Origin of the sequence: Vibrio sp. L3-7, from assembly GCF_963898195.1 — a bacterium.
In the GTDB taxonomy this organism is placed as follows: domain Bacteria; phylum Pseudomonadota; class Gammaproteobacteria; order Enterobacterales; family Vibrionaceae; genus Vibrio; species Vibrio echinoideorum.
Map to the genome: position 1 here is coordinate 1 of NZ_CAWQUW010000015.1, position 18,389 is coordinate 18,389.

The 18,389-nt window shown below is 43.3% G+C and carries 15 protein-coding genes and 1 tRNA gene; 13 read left to right on the top strand and 3 right to left on the bottom strand.

Features of this window, described 5'->3' with window-relative positions; genetic code table 11:
* Positions 1-111 precede the first annotated feature (111 nt).
* Positions 112-185: transfer RNA gene (locus AACW75_RS12590), tRNA-Cys, on the top strand.
* Between the two features lie 89 nt (positions 186-274).
* Here AACW75_RS12590 and AACW75_RS12595 read toward each other — a convergent pair.
* Positions 275-2,254 carry a HEAT repeat domain-containing protein gene (locus AACW75_RS12595; protein WP_237297834.1) on the bottom strand — a complete coding sequence of 660 codons (1,980 nt, stop codon included), beginning with the start codon at positions 2,252-2,254 and terminating at the stop codon, positions 275-277.
* Positions 2,255-2,389: 135 nt separating this feature from the next.
* Between AACW75_RS12595 and AACW75_RS12600 the strand changes: the two genes are divergently transcribed.
* The 5 genes from AACW75_RS12600 to AACW75_RS12620 are packed head-to-tail and all read left to right on the top strand — an operon-like array spanning position 2,390 to position 8,407.
* On the top strand, positions 2,390-3,493 hold the full coding sequence (locus AACW75_RS12600; RefSeq protein ID WP_237297835.1) for a cytochrome-c peroxidase: 1,104 nt from the start codon (positions 2,390-2,392) through the stop codon (positions 3,491-3,493).
* Positions 3,480-4,646 carry a cytochrome-c peroxidase gene (locus AACW75_RS12605; RefSeq protein ID WP_445329521.1) on the top strand — a complete coding sequence of 389 codons (1,167 nt, stop codon included), beginning with the start codon at positions 3,480-3,482 and terminating at the stop codon, positions 4,644-4,646. Before AACW75_RS12600 ends, AACW75_RS12605 begins: the two co-directional genes overlap by 14 nt.
* Positions 4,643-5,227 (top strand): arsenate reductase (azurin) small subunit, encoded by a 585-nt coding sequence (locus AACW75_RS12610; RefSeq protein ID WP_237297836.1) that lies wholly within the window; start codon positions 4,643-4,645, stop codon positions 5,225-5,227. The genes AACW75_RS12605 and AACW75_RS12610 overlap by 4 nt, the downstream gene beginning before the upstream one ends.
* Positions 5,228-7,954, top strand: coding sequence for an arsenate reductase (azurin) large subunit (locus tag AACW75_RS12615; protein WP_237297837.1), 2,727 nt, complete (start codon positions 5,228-5,230; stop codon positions 7,952-7,954).
* Positions 7,955-7,963: 9 nt separating this feature from the next.
* The gene (locus tag AACW75_RS12620) at positions 7,964-8,407 is read left to right on the top strand and encodes a CopD family protein (RefSeq protein WP_237297838.1); all 444 of its coding nucleotides are present in this window, start codon (positions 7,964-7,966) and stop codon (positions 8,405-8,407) included.
* Between the two features lie 93 nt (positions 8,408-8,500).
* Here the strand turns inward: AACW75_RS12620 and AACW75_RS12625 are convergent, their stop codons facing one another.
* A complete protein-coding gene (locus tag AACW75_RS12625) occupies positions 8,501-8,956 on the bottom strand; it encodes a plastocyanin/azurin family copper-binding protein (protein ID WP_017076013.1) in 456 nt (151 codons plus the stop codon).
* 620 nt (positions 8,957-9,576) lie between these two features.
* Between AACW75_RS12625 and nirB the strand changes: the two genes are divergently transcribed.
* The 4 genes from nirB to cobA all read left to right on the top strand — a co-directional run bounded on the left by nirB (position 9,577) and on the right by cobA (position 14,580).
* On the top strand, positions 9,577-12,135 hold the full coding sequence (gene nirB, locus AACW75_RS12630; protein WP_017076012.1) for a nitrite reductase large subunit NirB: 2,559 nt from the start codon (positions 9,577-9,579) through the stop codon (positions 12,133-12,135).
* 15 nt (positions 12,136-12,150) lie between these two features.
* A complete protein-coding gene (gene nirD, locus AACW75_RS12635) occupies positions 12,151-12,474 on the top strand; it encodes a nitrite reductase small subunit NirD (RefSeq protein ID WP_145571733.1) in 324 nt (107 codons plus the stop codon).
* A gap of 109 nt (positions 12,475-12,583) precedes the next feature.
* Positions 12,584-13,396, top strand: a complete 813-nt coding sequence (locus AACW75_RS12640; protein ID WP_017076010.1) for a formate/nitrite transporter family protein — start codon at positions 12,584-12,586, stop codon at positions 13,394-13,396.
* Between the two features lie 407 nt (positions 13,397-13,803).
* Entirely contained in the window at positions 13,804-14,580 is a 777-nt protein-coding gene (gene cobA, locus AACW75_RS12645; RefSeq protein ID WP_145571735.1) for a uroporphyrinogen-III C-methyltransferase, read from the top strand.
* Between the two features lie 139 nt (positions 14,581-14,719).
* Here cobA and AACW75_RS12650 read toward each other — a convergent pair whose 3' ends face one another.
* Positions 14,720-15,271, bottom strand: a complete 552-nt coding sequence (locus AACW75_RS12650; protein ID WP_145571737.1) for a DUF4174 domain-containing protein — start codon at positions 15,269-15,271, stop codon at positions 14,720-14,722.
* Between the two features lie 302 nt (positions 15,272-15,573).
* On the opposite strand from AACW75_RS12650, the gene AACW75_RS12655 reads away from it, so the two are divergent.
* The 3 genes from AACW75_RS12655 (at position 15,574) to AACW75_RS12665 (ending at position 18,175) form a co-directional block, all read left to right on the top strand.
* Entirely contained in the window at positions 15,574-16,047 is a 474-nt protein-coding gene (locus AACW75_RS12655) for a LabA-like NYN domain-containing protein (protein WP_145571739.1), read from the top strand.
* A gap of 80 nt (positions 16,048-16,127) precedes the next feature.
* Positions 16,128-16,793 carry a response regulator transcription factor gene (locus AACW75_RS12660; protein ID WP_017076006.1) on the top strand — a complete coding sequence of 222 codons (666 nt, stop codon included), beginning with the start codon at positions 16,128-16,130 and terminating at the stop codon, positions 16,791-16,793.
* Positions 16,790-18,175 carry a sensor histidine kinase gene (locus tag AACW75_RS12665; protein WP_145571741.1) on the top strand — a complete coding sequence of 462 codons (1,386 nt, stop codon included), beginning with the start codon at positions 16,790-16,792 and terminating at the stop codon, positions 18,173-18,175. Before AACW75_RS12660 ends, AACW75_RS12665 begins: the two co-directional genes overlap by 4 nt.
* The last annotated feature ends 214 nt before the right edge of the window (positions 18,176-18,389 follow it).

Below are 18,389 nucleotides of genomic sequence, written 5' to 3' on the forward strand. Positions count from 1 at the left end.
ATCCCTCGGCGTTCGCGCTGTGCCGGTTCAAGTCCGGCCCGGGGCACCATCTATTTGATTGCTACTTTTAGTAGTGATTGAGAGAGTAGTTCTCTTAAAACACTCATTGAAGGCGCCTTGGCAGAGTCGCTATGCAGCGGATTGCAAATCCGTGGACCTCGGTTCGACTCCGGGAGGCGCCTCCATCATTTAGAAAAAACCAGTCCTTGTGGCTGGTTTTTTTGTATCTGAAATTCCTATCTTTCGTTGTATCTATCGTGGACTACCCAAACGTTTATATCGTGTAACTATCGGATGTTCCAATAAAGGAAAGCATTGCCTGAAGCGCGACTGAGGGTGAGTGTTGGACCTTTTGTAGAAGTACGTTGTAGACAGTATTAGCTTCAAAATGATTGATTTGAGGGTAAAGGATTGGTTCATCCAAAATCAAGTTAATCAACTCTTCGTGAGCATGAGACGTTGACTGTTTTAATTGCTTGAGAGCCGCTATCTGAATACTAATGTATGGGTGCTTTAACAAAGCTAGTAGCTCTGGTTCGTCAGTGGTATATGGCACTAAACAGGTTTGTAATGGAAGGCTTTCTAACTCCATAAGTTGCAAACGGTGTTGTTTTATCCAGCTTGTACCTAGCCAATCGACAATACTATCTAGGTTTGAGCAATCAACATCCACGATTAGCTCAAACACTAAATGACTAAGGTGCTGCGTTTCAATATGGGTGAAACTTATATTATTGCGATGTAAGGCAATAATTAATGCATGAAGCGTGGTTTTCGTGAGGTTCGCAACTGTTTGCTCAGAGCACAGCTCAACTAACCATTGTCTGTTTCTACAATGTTTGATTGCCAAAGGTTGGTTCGTTAATTCTTCGATATGGACTTGTTTCTTGGAAACACTTTTTGCTTGAGGTTTTGAATGTGTTGTTCGAGTTAGCGCTTCAAGTGTTGAAGTAACAAGTGGTTGCGCATCGTCTTCGCCAAAGTCATTTTTTCCTTGAGATTGAGCAAGCGCGAGGGGTTCTTGTTTCTCTGTAGTATCTGTGGTGAAAATTTCCGGTAAACCGATAACGAGCTCTTTTAGATAGGCTTGATGTTCGGTAAGTAAAGTATGAGCAAGGTGTTCAATGAGTTGTTGTCTTACGGAGTTACTGATGGTGTTAGATTGCAACTGTTGACGAATAAAGGCAACGCTTAGGATATGTGTTGTTTCGTCAAATAAGATATTGAGGCAATCGAGTTGAACTACTTCGTCTAAATTAGAGAATTTCTTGTAGAAAATCGGCATAAAACGATCGAGCTGCTGTTGTATATGCGAAATCTCTAAGCTCGAAATTAACCACAGTATCGCCGTTAGTGTTTGGGTTGGATGTTGTTGAACTTGCCATCGATTAATAAGGTGTTGCTTGTCACTGCTGCTCAATAATACGGAAACGGTTTTTATGGGTATTTCTGACCATAGCCCGTTATCTCCAAGGTACTTGAGAGCTATTTGATAATTCCAGCTCACCAATGTATCTAGCGATGTTCGTCTGATCTTTGAATCTGAGTGTGAAAGGCCAGTCAAGAATAGTTGTAAATACTCGCGGCAATTCATTTCTGATAAGCGCTGGAAGGCGATTTGTTGGCAACGTAAATCTTGGTGCTGAGTGCCTTTGTACAGCGAAATTTTATTTGATGTGCTTTTTAGGGCGACCCGGGTATCGGTTATGCGCGTTAGGTAATCGCCTTCTTCAAGTAAAGTGGTTGAATGACGAGATAATACTGAAATAAGACGGCTTCTCAAGTCTGGTTCTAGGTCATTTTGAAATAGGGATAATAAGCGCAGAGCTTGGTCGCGTTTTAAGTCATGTTCGTGATTATCCAAAATTCGCGCGGCATTTAAACGGATATCATCACCGTCATTCCAATCACCTTCCCAATAATCGCTGTCGTCGCAGATGAGTTCTACCAAAAACTCTTCAACTTGTTCTGAACCTTGATTGTGTTCAATAGCACTTAGTGCGGCCAATTTAACTTCGCTGTCGTCCCAATTTTGAAGGGTATGAATAATACTTTCGATAGGGGCGTGTTTGTCTAAAGCTAGGCATTCGAGGCTAGTGATAACGACATCGATGATGTTGGAATCCAATCCTTTTAACAATAAGTGCTTAGTGTTCGGAAACCTTGAGATAATTTGTATTGCCAGAATTTGATCGGACACGTCTCCAGTAAGAAAAACATGTTCGACATGGTTAAGTAATTTATCAAGAGACATCGGGTTAAGCACCACTGGATTAACAAGTTTGAATAATAACTCTTATCATTTCGAATTGTATGATCCTAATCATATCTTTAATGTTTCATGCGTTAATAATAGAGCAAATTAATAGTAATCCGAAAAGGAATGCCAATGAGCGCTTCACGACTAAGCTCTATAGGTCAAAGCTTCGCACAAAAAAGTTTTGTAGGATTGTGCGCACTTTTTTCGGTGAGTCTACATGCCGCTTTACCCCCCTTGAATATTGATCCAGCTAAAGCAGAGCTAGGTAAAAGGTTGTTTTTCGATACGCGTTTGTCTGGAGACGATTCGATATCATGTTCGAGTTGCCATATCCCAGCTCACGGTTTTTCGTTTCCAGAACCTTTGAGCCCTGCATATACAGGCAGTGATGGCTTTCGTAATGCACCAACACTGATTAATACCGTTTACAAAGAAGTCTGGTTTCATGACGGACGCATTGGCACTAATTTGAACGATGTGGTTCGGGAGAATATTACCGAAGACTGGTTAATGAATATGGACATGCGTTTGATGCAAGAGCGTCTAAAACAAGACCCCATATACGTCAAAATGTTTAAAGCGGCCAACCTAGGCGAACCTTCAAATGGAGGTGTGCGTAAAGCCCTGCCTGAATATCTAAAAACACTGACTTCGAATAATGCCCCTTTCGATAAAGACGAACTTAGCTTGTTGGCAAAGCAGGGAGAGCAACTGTTCTCAGGTAAGGGCGGGTGTAGCCAGTGTCATAGCGGCCCCTTATTTACTGATGGCAAGGCTCACAACACCGGTGTACCTGAGAACAACGAGATATTTCTAGACCCAATGAGGCATCAGTCTTTTCTGGCTTACAACATGTTCATGGGTGTTCAAGACTACCTCATTTTAAAGCGTGACGTCGGTGCCCACGTTCAAACTCATAAAGCTGACGGAAGCGATCGAGGTAAGTTCATTACTCCAACACTACGAGAGCTCTCCCAGACGGCGCCGTACATGCACAACGGAATGCTGCTCACTCTTGAGGAAGTGGTCGAGTTTTATAATCAAGGGGGCGGCACTGATTCCAATAAAGATCCACGCATAAAACCGCTCTCTTTAACGGTTGAAGAGAAACAGGCGTTGATAGCATTTTTGCAATCATTGTCCGGTGACCCGTTAGTAGGTAGTCAATATGAATGGCTAGAGTATGACTTCGGCTACGAGTTTACGGAGGACTGGTTAAATGCTCGCAACTAAAAAATTAGCCTGGCTGGTGGCTTCTTCTCTGTTTATGGGATGCGTTTTCTTACCAAATACTGTCAATGCAAGCCTTAAGCTAGCGCCGCTCGGCGAAGTTCCGATTCCTGCGGACAACAAACAAACACCCGAAAAAATTGAGCTAGGGAAAATCTTGTTTTTTGATGGACGTTTAAGCGGTGACACTACAAGCCCATGCTCTGGTTGCCATATTCAATCTCAAGGTTGGGGTTTTCCCGATGATCTTTCTATGGGATACCCAGGCACGGTGCACTGGCGTAATAGCCAAACGATTATCAACTCGGCTTATTACAATAAACTGTTTTGGGCGGGCAGTGCTATGTCATTAGAGGCACAAGCAAAAGATGCTGCGAAAGGTGCGGTTGCGGGCAATGGCGAAGATGACATTATGGAAGCGCGTTTGGCATTAGTACCAGAATACGTAAAACGCTTTAAGCAAGTGTTTGGTGACGATACACCAAAAATTCACAACGCTTGGCGTGCCATCTCTGCCTTTGAACGCACTATGGTTCAACGTGACACACCAATAGACAACTATTTACTCGGTGATGAAACAGCCTTGTCTGAATCCCAATTGAAAGGAAAAGCGTTGTTTGAAGGCAAAGCGAACTGTATTGCTTGTCACAACGGTTCTTTGGCATCTGACCAAAAATTCTACAACATTGGTGTACCGCCAAGCCCTTGGTGGAATGATGATGGCTTAGCGCAGATAACGTTTCGTTTTGAGCTTTATTCAAAAGGGGTCACTGAAGAAATGTACCGTACATTGAAGGCTGACCCAGGTGCTTACTTTCGTGCCAAACGTAAAGAAATGTTAGGGAAATTTCGAACGCCAAGCTTACGTTATACAAAGTACACCGCACCATATATGCACAATGGCACCATTCCAACTTTAGAAGCGGTGATCGATTTTTATGACCGAGGTGGCGTAGCTAATGACGGACGCACGACAGGGTTTCCTCAAACCAAGTCTGTTTTGATTCAACCTCTTGGTTTAACGGAACAAGATAAAAAGAACTTATTGAGCTTTGTTGAGGCATTCTCAGGTGAACAGATTTCTATTGATGAACCTAAAATTCCTGAATACCAACCGTTATTTACTAAAGAAGAACTTGCTGGGGTAAAAAAATGATCGTTGATTTGAAGCAAAATTCCAGTAAGGGACACAATAAATGTATGATGTCACGACGTGATTTTTTACTGTATTCAGGAGCGGCTACCGCTGTTTCAATAGTTCCTCTTTCCTTATTTGCAGGCACGGATTCTGAGACTCAGGTTGAAGGCCGTATTGTGGGTTATCCACGTAAGAAAATTGCAAAATTGAGCGAACTAAGTGATCACACTCCTGTTCATTTTCAGTATCCAGACGAAGGAAAAAACGCCATTGCGATGCTAGTTAAAGCCGATATTGAGTGCGGCGGGGGAATAGGGCAAAAGCGGGACATAGTGGCTTATTCAATGACTTGTACTCACCAAGGTGGGCCATTAGCAGGAGCGTATAAAGTAACAGGCGATCACCGTATCGTCGGGCAGTGTCCATTCCATCTGTCTACATTTGATTTGCGACGCCATGGCATTATGGTTTCTGGACAAGCGTTTGAAAGCTTACCTCAAGTACTGCTGGAGCTAGAAGGCGATGATATTTATGCGGTAGGGGTTATGGGTTTGATCTTTGGTCGAATGGAAAACCTAATCGATGTGGAGGTTGGTTAAATGAGTGAATCTTCTTTAAGCAATCAATCTCTTTTAAACCGTCAGTACCTCCAACCGACCAATACTTTGCTGCCTCCTGTTCATGCTGAAGTTATCACGACAGCCTGTGATTATTGTATCGTGGCGTGTGGTTATAAGGTTTACCGTTGGCCTGTAAATAGCCCTTCAGGTGGAGCCCGTGCTAACGAAAATGCATTTGCTGTCGACTTCCCCGTTCATGCATTACAAGCTTGGGTTTCACCACAGCAACATAATATTGTTTCGCACAATGGCAAACCACACCATGTTGTTGTGGTTGCAGACAAAGACATACAGGTGGTGAATAAAGGTGGCGACTCTTCGGTTCGTGGCGGGTTGCTTGCAAGGAAATTGTACAACCCTGAAACGCCGACCAAAGATCGTTTGAAGCAACCGCTAATTCGAATCAATGGTCAGTTGCAGCCTGTCGAGTGGGATTTCGCGCTAGATATTGCAGCTCAAGTCGGGCGCCACGTTATTGATGCTCATGGTTCAAACAGTTACTGCGTTAAAACCTACTCCTATCAGTATATTGAAAATACGTATGCGATAACAAAATATGCATTGCGTCATGTTAATACAGCTAATTTTTCGTTCCATGACACACCTTCAGATGTCACCGCAACTCCGGGCTTTCGAGACGCTGGTTTTGATAATTTCGCACCGAGTTATGATGATTGGGGCGCGGCAGATACCTTGATGATCTGCGGAACCGATCCGTATGAAACTAAAACAATTATTTTTACCCAATTCATAATGCCTGCGGTTCATCGTGGAATGAAAACCGTCATTCTAAATCCCCGCGAAACGGCAGGTATTGCATGGCTTAAAGCGCAAGGTGGCTTACATCTCGATATAAACCCCGGAAGCGACAACTTAGTCATTGGCGCTATTGCGCGAGTGATCCTGGAACACGGTTGGCAAGATAACGAGTGGATTGAAAACTGGGTCAATAACAAATGGGAATCGAGCTCAGGCTTTGGTCAGGGTACGCGTAACACACCTTGGCAATGGCGCACGACTTGGGGCAAATTCCAAACAGACGGTTTTGACGATTATAAGCAATGGAATTTATCTCAAAAAGAGTATGCGCCGGAATACGCAGCTGCGGTTGCTGGTATTGATGTCGAGAAGATCCACAAAGCTGCTGAAATGTTAGCGATGCCGGTTGACGGTAAGCGAGTGAAGTCGTCGATTGGTATAGAAAAAGGTTTCTATTGGTCGAACAATACCGGTAATACCAACGCTATTGCATCACTTGCAACCATTATTGGAACGGGTGGGCGAGAAGGGCGCGTTATTGGTCGATTTGGTGGTCACCAACGTGGAGGGTTGGCTGGTGGGAAATTACCACGAAACAAATCCCCTGAAAAACTGGCAGGTAGGCGCCGACGTTCAATAGATACCGACCGATATCTTTATTCTGGGCACACACGCATGGCACATGTTATTGGCACCACTTGGATTCAAGCCATGTGTGGTAGCTATGGCCTAAAAGAGAAATTCACCGACTTAACGACGCGTAACCCACACCAAGCGACTCGACGTGATAAACAACATATTATTGATGCTCTGAAAAAGCGTGCAGATTCAGGCGGAATGGTTGTCATTAATCAAGATATCTACTTGCGCGATCCTATTGGTAAACAATTCGCCGATATCATCTTTCCAGCAGCGACTTGGGGGGAAGAGGATTTCATGCGTGCTAATGGTGAGCGTCGATTGCGTCTTTACCAGAAGTTCTCTGATGCACCGGGTGAGGCGAAGCCCGACTGGTGGATTGTGGCTCAAATGGCTTCTCGAATGGGGTACGATGGGTTTGATTGGCAGAATTCGAATGATGTCGCCGAAGAGTCATCGCGCTTTAGCCGAGGAAGTCGCAAAGATTTCAATATGATCAAAGTCGCCGCTCATGCTGAAGGTAAAACTCTCCATCAAAAACTGGCTGAATTTGGTACCGAAGGTATTCAGGGGCCTGTTTTTTACAATTACGATACCAAAAAGCTAATTGGTACTAAGCGATTGCACGATACCGAAATGAGTTGGGATGATTTGGTCGAGAAAGGCTTACAAGACGGCCCACAAGGCGCGAATATCATGCGTAAACAACTCACGAGGTTCAACAGTCAGACAGGGAAGGTCAACCTTCAAAAGCATCCGTGGGGCTTGTTCAGTGATTTCCATGCGTGGCTTGCTCCCAAACAAGACGAGTTATGGTTTTCCAACGGTCGCATTAACGAAATTTGGCAATCAGGGTTTGATGATACTGAGCGTAGACCCTACATAACCCATCGTTGGCCTGAGAATTGGATTGAAGTTCACCCAGAAGACGCGGCAAAACGAGGAATCGAAGCTGGGGATGAGGTTTTGGTTTACTCAGAGCGCGTCGCAAATTTCAAAGATACGATCTTGGGTGTTGAATCGCACGACTTTCAGTTTAGTCGTCTGATGAAAAACGGGCATATTCAATTGGACTACGCGGAGATAAAGGCTGTGGCGATTGTCACACCGACAACGAAACAAGGTGTACTGTATTGCAATATGATGGACATGAAGAACCCAGCGAATGCGTTAACAACAAGGGTAGTTGACCAAATCAGTGGTAACTACAACTACAAAATGGGCGTCGCCAAAATAAAGAAAATTGGTGAGTCTAAATATAAGCGAGAGTTCCAAGGTTTCTCCTTTGCTCCGCGTAACATTGTGTAAGGGAAGTTTATGTTTGGCGTGTTATTAGTTTTGCATGTATTAGCGGCAACCATCTGGACTGGGGGTCACATTATTCTTAGCCTAGTTATCTTGCCTAAAGTCTTGAAACACCGTTCTCCAGAAATGTTACTGGAATTTGAGCAAGGGTATGAAAAAGTGGGTATGCCCGCTTTAGTGATACAAGTCGTTACGGGTTTGATGCTTGCTTATCATATGTTGCCGGACGTTAGCTTATGGTTTGATATGTCGATTCCGCTGGCGCATGGCATCGCAGCTAAACTGACGTTGTTATTTTTAACGGTTGTATTCGCTCTGGATGCGCGTTTTCGGGTGATACCTAAGTTATCTAAAGACAACCTTGTCGATATGGCGCTTCATATTGTGCCAGTCACAACCCTTTCAATTCTGTTTGTTGTGGTAGGTGTGTCGTTTAGAACGGGGTGGTTGATGTAGTTGTATATTAGGGAAGAGCATTCAACGTTTCCATTGACACAAAACAGCGCTAACTTGCGCTGTTTTTGTTGATAGAACCTTCTGTTCAACAGGTCACTGAACAAGTTTTTCGGCTTGATCGAGTAAACCCTGCATCTTCTTCTGAGCTCGGCGACTTACGCGTTTTTTAGCTGCATTGCGCGCTTCTTCAATGTTGACACCTGGATCTCCAACAACAACCAACGCAACCATTCCATGACGGTGATGAACTTTACATTTGATGCCATACACACCTGGCTTATCGAATGTGACTTCTTGTGCATTTGAACCTGAGATCATGATTGGTTTCACGCCTTCAGGCAGCATTCCTTGAATACTGTGAGCGGTATGAGATCCGACGGTACCTTGGAACAATACTTTGTCACCGGGTTCGATTTCTACATAGTCGGGGATAAATTGGTACATTTTGTCAATGTTTTCAGAGTTCATGTCCATGACTTGTTTGATTATTTTCGTTTCGGCAAGTGCAGGAGTGGCAATGATAGTTAAGATCAGTAGAAGTACACGCATGGTCGTTGGCTCTATTAAATGAGAATTATTTTCAACAATCTTAATTTATTCACCGCTCGGTTGGAAGTTTGATTTGATATAGCCCTGGTGAATCTGAAGGGTGTATGTGCTGGATCAATTAAATTAACATTTTGCTAATTGGGAAAGCTTTATCTTCAAGGTTAGTTAATAATCACAGGACATTTTCGACTTGTTTGTCACGATTTGTATTGAATAAAATAGATGACATTATGTTTCAATGTTCTTTTTTTGATCTTTGATTCGGGCGATACCTCTTCATAACTGCACATAGTTCTTCATGAATTTTGAAACTAACGTAATTTTCAGTGTTGTGTTAAGTCAATAAATGAAAATGATTGTTATTCAATTACGTTATTGCTAACCTATTGTGAAACTTTACAACACTCTTTCTAGTGCGCCAAAGTGTATATAAAATCCCGCTAAACCCTATCAAAACTACGGTTATTCGTTTGCTTAGCCTGATAATTAAGCAGATCTACCTCTTTTGTTCTACCCCTTTAGGGTAGTTTGTTTTCGTAATTGATTTACATCATATTTTCATTTTCTTTCATAATTCATTATTCGCGTAGTTAAGAAATATATAACCTTCAGGAATTCTTATGAGCAAGATGAAGCTAGTCGTAATCGGTAACGGGATGGTCGGTCATCGCTATATCGAAGATTTAGTCGAGAAGACAGATGTTGCGAACATGGACATTACGGTGTTCTGTGAAGAACCACGTGTTGCGTATGACCGTGTGCACCTTTCTTCTTACTTTTCACACCACACTGCAGACGAACTTTCTTTAGTTAAAGAAGGCTTCTACGAGAAAAACGGCATAAACATGCTGATCGGTGAACGTGCAATCAACGTTAACCGTGAGAAAAAAACGGTTTACTCAAGCACTGGCCGTGAAATCCAATACGACAAACTTGTTCTTGCTACTGGTTCTTTCCCTTTCGTTCCGCCAATTAAAGGCAATGAAGGTAAAGACTGTTTTGTTTACCGCACAATCGAAGATCTAAAAGCTATTGAAGCAACCGCTAAGAATTCTAAGTCTGGTGTTGTTGTTGGTGGCGGTTTACTAGGTCTTGAAGCGGCTGGTGCACTAAAAGCACTTGGCGTGACAACACACGTTGTTGAGTTTGCTCCTAAGCTAATGGCTGAGCAACTTGACCTAGCAGGTGGTAACCAACTTCGTCAAAAAATCGAACGTATGGGCGTAAACGTACATACAAGCAAGAACACGCTTGAGATTGCTCCTGAAGGCACTGAAGCTCGTAACGTGATGCGTTTTGCAGACGGAACAGAGCTCGAAACAGATTTCATCGTATTCTCTGCTGGTATTCGTCCACAAGACAAACTTGCTCGTCAAATGGGCTTGGGTATCGCACCTCGTGGCGGTATCGAGATTAATGATCACTGTCAAACGACGGACAAAGACATCTATGCGATTGGTGAGTGTGCGTCTTGGAACCAAACGTTCTATGGCCTAGTTGCTCCTGGTTACAAAATGGCGACTGTAGCGGTTGACCACGTTGTAGGTAATGACAGCACATTTGAAGGTGCTGACATGTCTGCGAAGCTTAAGCTTTTGGGCGTGAAAGTAGGTTCAATCGGTGATGCGAATGGTCGTACACCTGGTTGTAAGAGCTACGTTTACCAAAACGAAGAGCAAGAAGTTTACAAACGCCTAATCGTTTCTGAAGACAATAAGAAACTTATTGGAGCTGTAATGGTGGGTGATACCTCTGATTACGGTGACCTTCTTCAACTTATGTTGAACGAAATCGACCTACCAGAACATCCAGATGCATTGATTCTTCCTGCTCACGCTGGTGGTGAAAAACCAACGCTTGGCGCTGACTCATTGCCAGAAACCGCTGTTATCTGTTCTTGTTTCGACGTAACCAAGGGCAAGATTGCTCAAGCAGTCGCTGAAGGTCACCACACTATCGGTGATATCAAAGCAGTCACTGGTGCGGGCACGGGTTGTGGTGGTTGTATTCCACTTGTAACTTCAGTACTAAACGCTGAACTAGCTAAAGCGGGTGTTGAAGTGAAGAACGACGTTTGTGAGCACTTTGCTTACTCTCGCCAAGAGCTTTTCCACCTGATTCGTATCGAAGAAATCAAAACATTCGACGAGTTACTAGAGAAATACGGTAAAGGCTACGGCTGTGAAGTCTGCAAACCTCTAGCGGGTTCTATCCTTGCTTCTTGCTGGGGTGAACACATCCTTAAGCCTGAGCTAGTGAAACTGCACGATACCAACGATAATTTCCTAGGTAACATTCAAAAAGACGGCACTTACTCTGTTATCCCTCGTATGGCGGGTGGTGAAGTGACGCCTCAAGCACTTAGCGTTCTTGCGGATGTTGCGGCTGAATACAACCTTTACACCAAGATTACTGGTGCACAGCGTATCGGTCTGTTCGGTGCTCAAAAGGATGACTTACCAGCAATCTGGAAGAAGTTAATCGCGGCAGGCTACGAAACGGGCCAAGCTTACGCAAAAGCACTGCGTATGGCTAAGACATGTGTCGGTTCAACTTGGTGTCGTTACGGTGTTCAAGATTCAGTAGGCCTAGGCGTGATGATCGAGAACCGTTACAAAGGCATCCGTACTCCTCATAAGATGAAGTTTGGTGTGTCTGGTTGTACTCGTGAGTGTGCTGAAGCTCAAGGTAAAGATTTAGGTATTATCGCAACAGACGCGGGTTGGAACATGTACGTGTGTGGTAACGGTGGTATGAAACCTCGTCACGCAGACCTGTTGGCAAGCGACCTAGACCAAGAAACACTGTTGAAATACATCGACCGTTTCATGATGTTCTACATTCGAACGGCTGCTCCGCTTCAACGTACTTCGGTATGGATGGACAACCTAGAAGGTGGTGTTGATTACCTACGTGAAGTGATCGTTGATAACAAGTTAGGCATCAACGAGCAACTTGAAACTGACATTGCTGGTCTTGTGGGTAACTTCGCTTGTGAATGGACAGATACAATCAACGACGAAGCTCAACTTAAACGTTTCTCACACTTCATCAATGCTGATGACCGTGATGAAAATGTTGTGTTTGTTGATGATGGCCGTGAACAACACCGCCCTGCAACATTTACAGAAAAACACCCAGAAGCGAAGGGCGACATCCTTCACGTTGAACTGGTTTAATTGGGAGACGACATCATGGCATTTACCAAAGTTTGTAAGATCGAAGATATTATTCCAGGTACAGGTGTATGTGCGTTGGTTGGTGGTGAACAGGTTGCTATCTTTCGCCCAACCAAAGCTGAAGAAGTGTTCGCTATTAGCAATACTGACCCGTTTTTCCAATCAAACGTTTTATCTCGCGGTTTAACGGTTGAGCATAAAGGTGAGCTTTGGGTGGCAAGCCCGCTTAAGAAGCAGCGCTTTAACCTAGCAACAGGTGTTTGTATGGAAGACGAGAACTTTAGCGTAAAAGCGTATAAAACTCGCATTATCAAAGGTGCTGTAGAAATTTCAGCATAATCAGATACATATCAAGATTTGATAGTTCAAGGGTTCTAGTTCCCGACATTGCCTTAGCTCGGTAACTAGAATCTTTTCCTATCCAATTTTAACTTTTAAGGACAATCTTATGTCTGCTTTAAAACCTGTAGAATTTGTACAAACGATGATCGATGTCGGTGAAGCTAAGATCAAAACGAGTACTCGTGATCTTATCTTACGCGGCACTATGGCTGGTATCATCTTGTCTCTTGCTGTTGTAGTTGCTATCACTGCTATTACTCAAACGGGTATCGGCATTGTAGGCGCACTCGTGTTCCCTGTGGGTTTCTGTATCCTTAGTTTAATGGGTTACGACCTAGTGACTGGCGTATTTGGTCTTGCACCTCTAGCGAAATTTGATAACCGTCCGGGTGTTACTTGGGGTCGCGTATTACGTTGTTGGGGTCTAGTTGGTCTTGGTAACCTAATTGGTTCTCTTATTGTTGCTGCACTGATTGCTCAATCACTAACAATGAACTTCAGCATGGAACCAAACGCAGTTGGTCAGAAGTTTATGGCTATCGCAACGGCTCGTACTGTTGGTTTTGAAAACCTAGGCGCAGATGGTTGGATTACATGTTTCGTTCGCGGTATTTTGTGTAACCTAATGGTATGTCTCGGTGTAATCGGTAACATGACTGCTCGTACGGTTGCAGGCAAGATTGCGGCAATGTGGTTACCAATCTTCATCTTCTTCGCACTTGTATTTGAACACGCAGTTGTAAACATGTTCCTATTCCCACTAGGCATGATGCTAGGTGCAGATTTCGGTATCACAACTTGGTTAAGCTACAACCTTGTACCTACTATCCTAGGTAACATTGTTGGTGGTCTGCTGTTCACTTGTATTCCTCTATACTTAACTCACGCTAAAACGGCTCCGGCTCTAGGCGCGAAGTAATCAACTCGCTCTGTTGAATTTAAATAGAGCTAGCTGCTAAAACAAATTTAATAAGCCCCTAGCATAATGTTTTGGGGCTTTTTTGATCGTCACTGTCCTGAAATTAAACCACTACTGATGAGCTTGCAAACTGTGTGGTGGTCTATGGCCACCATTTACGGATAGGTGACTTTTAGAAAAATTGCCATTTACAGATAGCGCTCATCATCAGTTGGCAATAGGAAGCAAACGACGTAATAGATTGTTTTGTTATATAAACTTCTATCTTGATTAGAATTAAACGTGAAGTTTTGTCTCAACAACTGATAGTCTAAGAAGTAGGGATTTTGGTAATTCACATGAATTAACAGTGAATTGCTATACAGAATTAAGCTTGAAATATAACAAGCTAACTTTCGGAGCAAAGCATGTCAGAAGTATCGCCATCGAATGTTAATACAGGAAACAAAGGATTTGTTTCATTAGTAGGTGCGGGTCCGGGGGATCCAGATTTATTAACGGTTAAAGCGGCACGAGTTATTCAACAAGCCGATGTTTTGGTCTACGACCGACTGGTATCAAAAGATATCTTGGCCATGGCCAACGCAAAAGCAGAGATGTTGTATGTGGGTAAAAAACTCGACCATCATTGTGTACCACAAGATCAGATAAACCAATTGCTTGTGACTAAAGCACAAGAAAATAAGCACGTTGTTCGCCTAAAAGGCGGTGATTCCTTTATCTTTGGTCGTGGTGGTGAAGAGTGTGAAACGCTTGCTGAAAATGACGTGAAATTTGAAGTAATTCCGGGTATCACCGCTGCGGCAGGTGCAACAGCTTATGCCGGTATTCCACTAACTCATCGAGACCATGCACAAAGCGTTCAGTTTATTACCGGGCACCTGAAAAAGGATGGCGAAGATATTGATTGGCGTTCACTTGCTCAACACAACCATACCATCGTGTTTTATATGGGCTTAAAAGAGAGCCCTAATATTCAGAAAAATTTACTGGATAATGGTATGCGTGCAGACATGCCTGTGGCGATTATTGAAAACGGTACGCGCCAAGAGCAGAAGGTATTCCGTGGCGGGTTAAATGACTTGGCAAATCTAGCTAGCGAAGCGAAAAGCCCTGCTTTGATCGTTGTCGGTAGTGTTGCTCAACTTCATGAAAAATTGGCTTGGTTTAAAGAACAAGTTTAGTGAGTTTCTGGCGTTAAGGTCAGCATTACTAATGCTTAATTACCTTAATATTTAGTTACCTTAATGCTCAGTAGACTTAATTCATCGTTCACTTGAGGTCTAGCCAACTAACCTTGTAGGGGTTACTAAAGAAGCCTGATCAAATACTGCAGCGGCTGTTTTGTCGCTGCATTTCTTGTTGTCGCATTGGCATTTCATCAATGAGGTTGGTAAGCAAATTCCAATCTGTTTTCCCATTCCATCTGTGCTTTTCTTTGCCATCTTTTCCAATTAAAACAGCCGTATGTGACCCTTTTTGGATCTCGTAGCTGCTGGTTACTGCATCTAAATTAAACTCTTCATTGAGCCAAGTCGGAATGGTATAGCCACTTTCTGCGATGACCATGACGACGACATCTCTTTCGTCCAGCTGGCAATTGTTGATCAACACCTCGTTTAAGAATTCTTTGACCACTGAGTCTTCAGTAGGAGCAAAATAAATCACACTACGATGTGGCAAAGCTTTTGAGTGGGAGTAGGCTGGGTACGCGAGGGCTGGGTTCATCGTTAAGCTCATTATCATCACCGTGCTGATGCACAGCAGTTTTGTTAACCATGACCCCCAGATAGCTTCGGGTGAACCATTTGCAACTAGCAGCACGTCAGTCGTATCGGTGCTTGCGGACGATTTGAATATTTGTCGATGCTGCATAGCCAAACTCCGTTTGATAAGCGGTTGAAATAAAGAGCGCTCTGAATGCTCTCTATCTAAAGTGTAGAATCCAAAGCCTTTACGTTCCAGTTGAAAGCAAGTGCATTAACTATAGTGAGGTTCACGCTAAATAAATTTAGGTTTGCGTTCACGAGAAATGAGCTCAAGAGGCTTAAGTTTGCGTTAAAGAGACTTAGGTTTACGTTAACGATAGCTAACAGGTTCATTTTTATTAAATAAAGCGACTCGCATTTTGGTATTGAGTAGAATAGGGTATACGGAAAATCTAAAGGTATGAATTTATGGAAAACATAGCAATATTGGTCGACGTTCAGAACGTTTACTATACAACGCGCGACAAATACCGTTCTAACTTCGACTATAACCAGTTTTGGTATGTTGCCACTGAAGGGCGTAACGTTGTTGCAGCCAATGCTTACGCGATCTCTAGCCAAGATCCTAAACAGCGTCAATTTCACCATATCCTGCGTGGGGTTGGCTTTAGTGTGAAGCTAAAACCGTTTATTCAGCGTCGAGACGGCAGTGCAAAAGGGGATTGGGATGTCGGTATCGCGTTAGATGCGATAGAACTTGCAGAGACGGTTGATAAGATTGTTTTGGTGTCTGGCGATGGCGATTTTGAAATCCTTGTTGAGCGAATCAAGGAGCGCTTTGGTAAGCCTGTTGAAGTGTATGGTGTTCCGGGGCTAACTGCTCAAAATCTTATCGATTCTGCGTCAAAATTTGTACCGATTGAAAAAGATTTCTTACTTTAAGAGAAATCTCGTATTTTATAATTGAAATCAATAATAACGATAATTAGAATGCAAACTATTATTATTTATCGGTTTGTATGATGTCGCGCGTTTTAGTTGTTGATGATGATATTCAGTTATGTGAATTGTTGGGTGAAGTCTTAGAAAATGAAGGGTATCACGTTGATACCGTTCATTGTGGTGAGTCTGCGCTTGAGTTCATCCAGTCTCACCCAGTTGATTTAGTCTTACTTGATGTAATGCTGCCTAACCTCAGTGGTATTCAAGTTGCTAGGCGAATTTGCCAGCGATTTGCTACACCCATTCTTATGCTGACGGCTCTTAATGACGATGCCTCGATGCTAGACGGTTATCAAGCGGGTGCCGATCAATACATCGCCAAACCTTTCAATGTTCCTGAACTACTGACTCGCATCAAGGTGATCTTGCGCCGCGTTGGTTTTGAACGTCAAAGGCAATCTTTGGCTTCATCTAATCAGGGCTTGTGTGAACAACTTTCTCGTTTACCGTTAACGGGTACTGAGAAAGAACTGCTTGATTACTTGGTAAAAAATGACGGTATTGTTGTATCTAAATCTGACCTTCAAATCCATGTTCTAAAGAAAGAGCTCTGTCCTTTCGATCGTAATTTAGACATGCATATCAGTAATATACGTCGAAAGCTCGTTCAGGCAGGCTTGTCTAAGCAACACATCAAAACCGTTCGTGGTAAAGGCTATAGCTACCTAGAGTCGGTAGGGGTATGAGTCAGAAACTGCTGCGTTGCCCTGATTTTATTGCCAAACGTAAGGATGGCTTAACGTTCCAGTTGTTCAGCTACCTGACGGTGATTTTGGTAAGCATATTAATCCTTCAAGGCGTGGCTGAACGAGCGTTGATGAAGGCTTTGTTGAAGGTACCAGAATCCGTCAAAGCCGAAATGTTGGATCTTGCGTATCAAGCTAATGTGCTGATCGAAGAAGGGGATATGGATGAGTTAGCTGACTGGGGCAATGCTCAAGGTTACTATCTATTTGTGATCGATGAAAACAATCGACCAATTACCCATCGACACATGCACCCGCACTTTGAATTCAAACTGAAGTACCTACGTACCTTAGATCATCAATTAAGTGATCGTGTCAGTAAGCCTATCTTCGGACTGCCACTTGATAATGGCAAAACACTGGTTATTCAACTGCCGCACCAGTTCCATCCTGCTAAATCCTTTGCTCCATATTCCTATATGCTCAAAGCCTTGATTGCATTGGTCGTATTGACACTGTTCTCCATTATTATGGCGAAAAGCCTTCAGCAACCTCTGGATCGTTTAAGGGAAGCAAGTCGAAGATTAGCGCAAGGGGATTTCTCGGTGAGTGTTGTTTCAGAGCTTGATTCAACTACGCGTGAATTTAACGAACTTGCCCATGACTTTGATCACATGACGGTTGAGATTAAGTCTCTGGCTGAAAAGCAGCGTCGTTTGATTCGTGATGTATCACATGAGCTTAGAACGCCACTAGCAAGGCAGAACCTCGCATTGCATCTATTGCGTAGCAAGGTCGATGATAAGAGCATTGGCTTGCTTGAACGAATGGAAAGCGAAACGGAAGAGATGAATAAGCTTGTTGGTGAGATCCTTGAATTCAGCCGTCTAGAAACGTCTCGCTATGACTCCAAGTTAAGCTTGATGCACCTTGAGCATTACTGTTCGATGCTCATCGCGCAGATGCAAAACGACTTAAAGCCGAATCAAACCTTAGTCGGTGATTTAGAGACGCCAACATCAATGGTTAATGTTGATGAAAGGTTGCTCCTACGAGTTATCGGTAATTTGGTCGGTAACGCAATTAAATATGCTGGCGAGAATACACATGTTGTCGTAACTACTTATGAACTGTTAGTCGATAAACGTTACAGTGTCATATCTGTGGAAGATGACGGTGATGGCATTCCTGATAACAAGATTGCAGGGATTTTCGATCCGTTTACTCGCATAGAGTCAGCCCGAGATAAACAGTCTGGTGGCTATGGATTAGGCCTCGCGATCGTCAAGGAAGCGATGGGTGTGATGAATGGGCATGTAACTGCTGAGAACAGAGACGGTGGGGGGCTTAGAGTGAACCTTATGTTCCCAATCGTCGATTAGCTTCCCGTTGTTATGCGTTGTGCTCCATAGATAACGATGACTGAAAGCGTGCTGAGAATCATTGCTTAGAAATATAACTAAGTAATATAGCTTAGAAACATAGCCCAATAAAAACGCCACTGCAGATGCAGTGGCGTTTTTGTTTATACGCTTTTGATTATCAGCTAAGGCATAGCCATTAATTACGCCTCAGTTTGAAGGTAAGAGCGACAGA

Coding starts and splice junctions, on each gene's coding strand:
- AACW75_RS12595 (WP_237297834.1), bottom strand. CDS start 2,254: ATGTCTCTTGATAAATTACTTAACCATGTCGAACATGTTTTTCTTACT.
- AACW75_RS12600 (WP_237297835.1), top strand. CDS start 2,390: ATGAGCGCTTCACGACTAAGCTCTATAGGTCAAAGCTTCGCACAAAAA.
- AACW75_RS12605 (WP_445329521.1), top strand. CDS start 3,480: ATGCTCGCAACTAAAAAATTAGCCTGGCTGGTGGCTTCTTCTCTGTTT.
- AACW75_RS12610 (WP_237297836.1), top strand. CDS start 4,643: ATGATCGTTGATTTGAAGCAAAATTCCAGTAAGGGACACAATAAATGT.
- AACW75_RS12615 (WP_237297837.1), top strand. CDS start 5,228: ATGAGTGAATCTTCTTTAAGCAATCAATCTCTTTTAAACCGTCAGTAC.
- AACW75_RS12620 (WP_237297838.1), top strand. CDS start 7,964: ATGTTTGGCGTGTTATTAGTTTTGCATGTATTAGCGGCAACCATCTGG.
- AACW75_RS12625 (WP_017076013.1), bottom strand. CDS start 8,956: ATGCGTGTACTTCTACTGATCTTAACTATCATTGCCACTCCTGCACTT.
- nirB (WP_017076012.1), top strand. CDS start 9,577: ATGAGCAAGATGAAGCTAGTCGTAATCGGTAACGGGATGGTCGGTCAT.
- nirD (WP_145571733.1), top strand. CDS start 12,151: ATGGCATTTACCAAAGTTTGTAAGATCGAAGATATTATTCCAGGTACA.
- AACW75_RS12640 (WP_017076010.1), top strand. CDS start 12,584: ATGTCTGCTTTAAAACCTGTAGAATTTGTACAAACGATGATCGATGTC.
- cobA (WP_145571735.1), top strand. CDS start 13,804: ATGTCAGAAGTATCGCCATCGAATGTTAATACAGGAAACAAAGGATTT.
- AACW75_RS12650 (WP_145571737.1), bottom strand. CDS start 15,271: ATGCAGCATCGACAAATATTCAAATCGTCCGCAAGCACCGATACGACT.
- AACW75_RS12655 (WP_145571739.1), top strand. CDS start 15,574: ATGGAAAACATAGCAATATTGGTCGACGTTCAGAACGTTTACTATACA.
- AACW75_RS12660 (WP_017076006.1), top strand. CDS start 16,128: ATGTCGCGCGTTTTAGTTGTTGATGATGATATTCAGTTATGTGAATTG.
- AACW75_RS12665 (WP_145571741.1), top strand. CDS start 16,790: ATGAGTCAGAAACTGCTGCGTTGCCCTGATTTTATTGCCAAACGTAAG.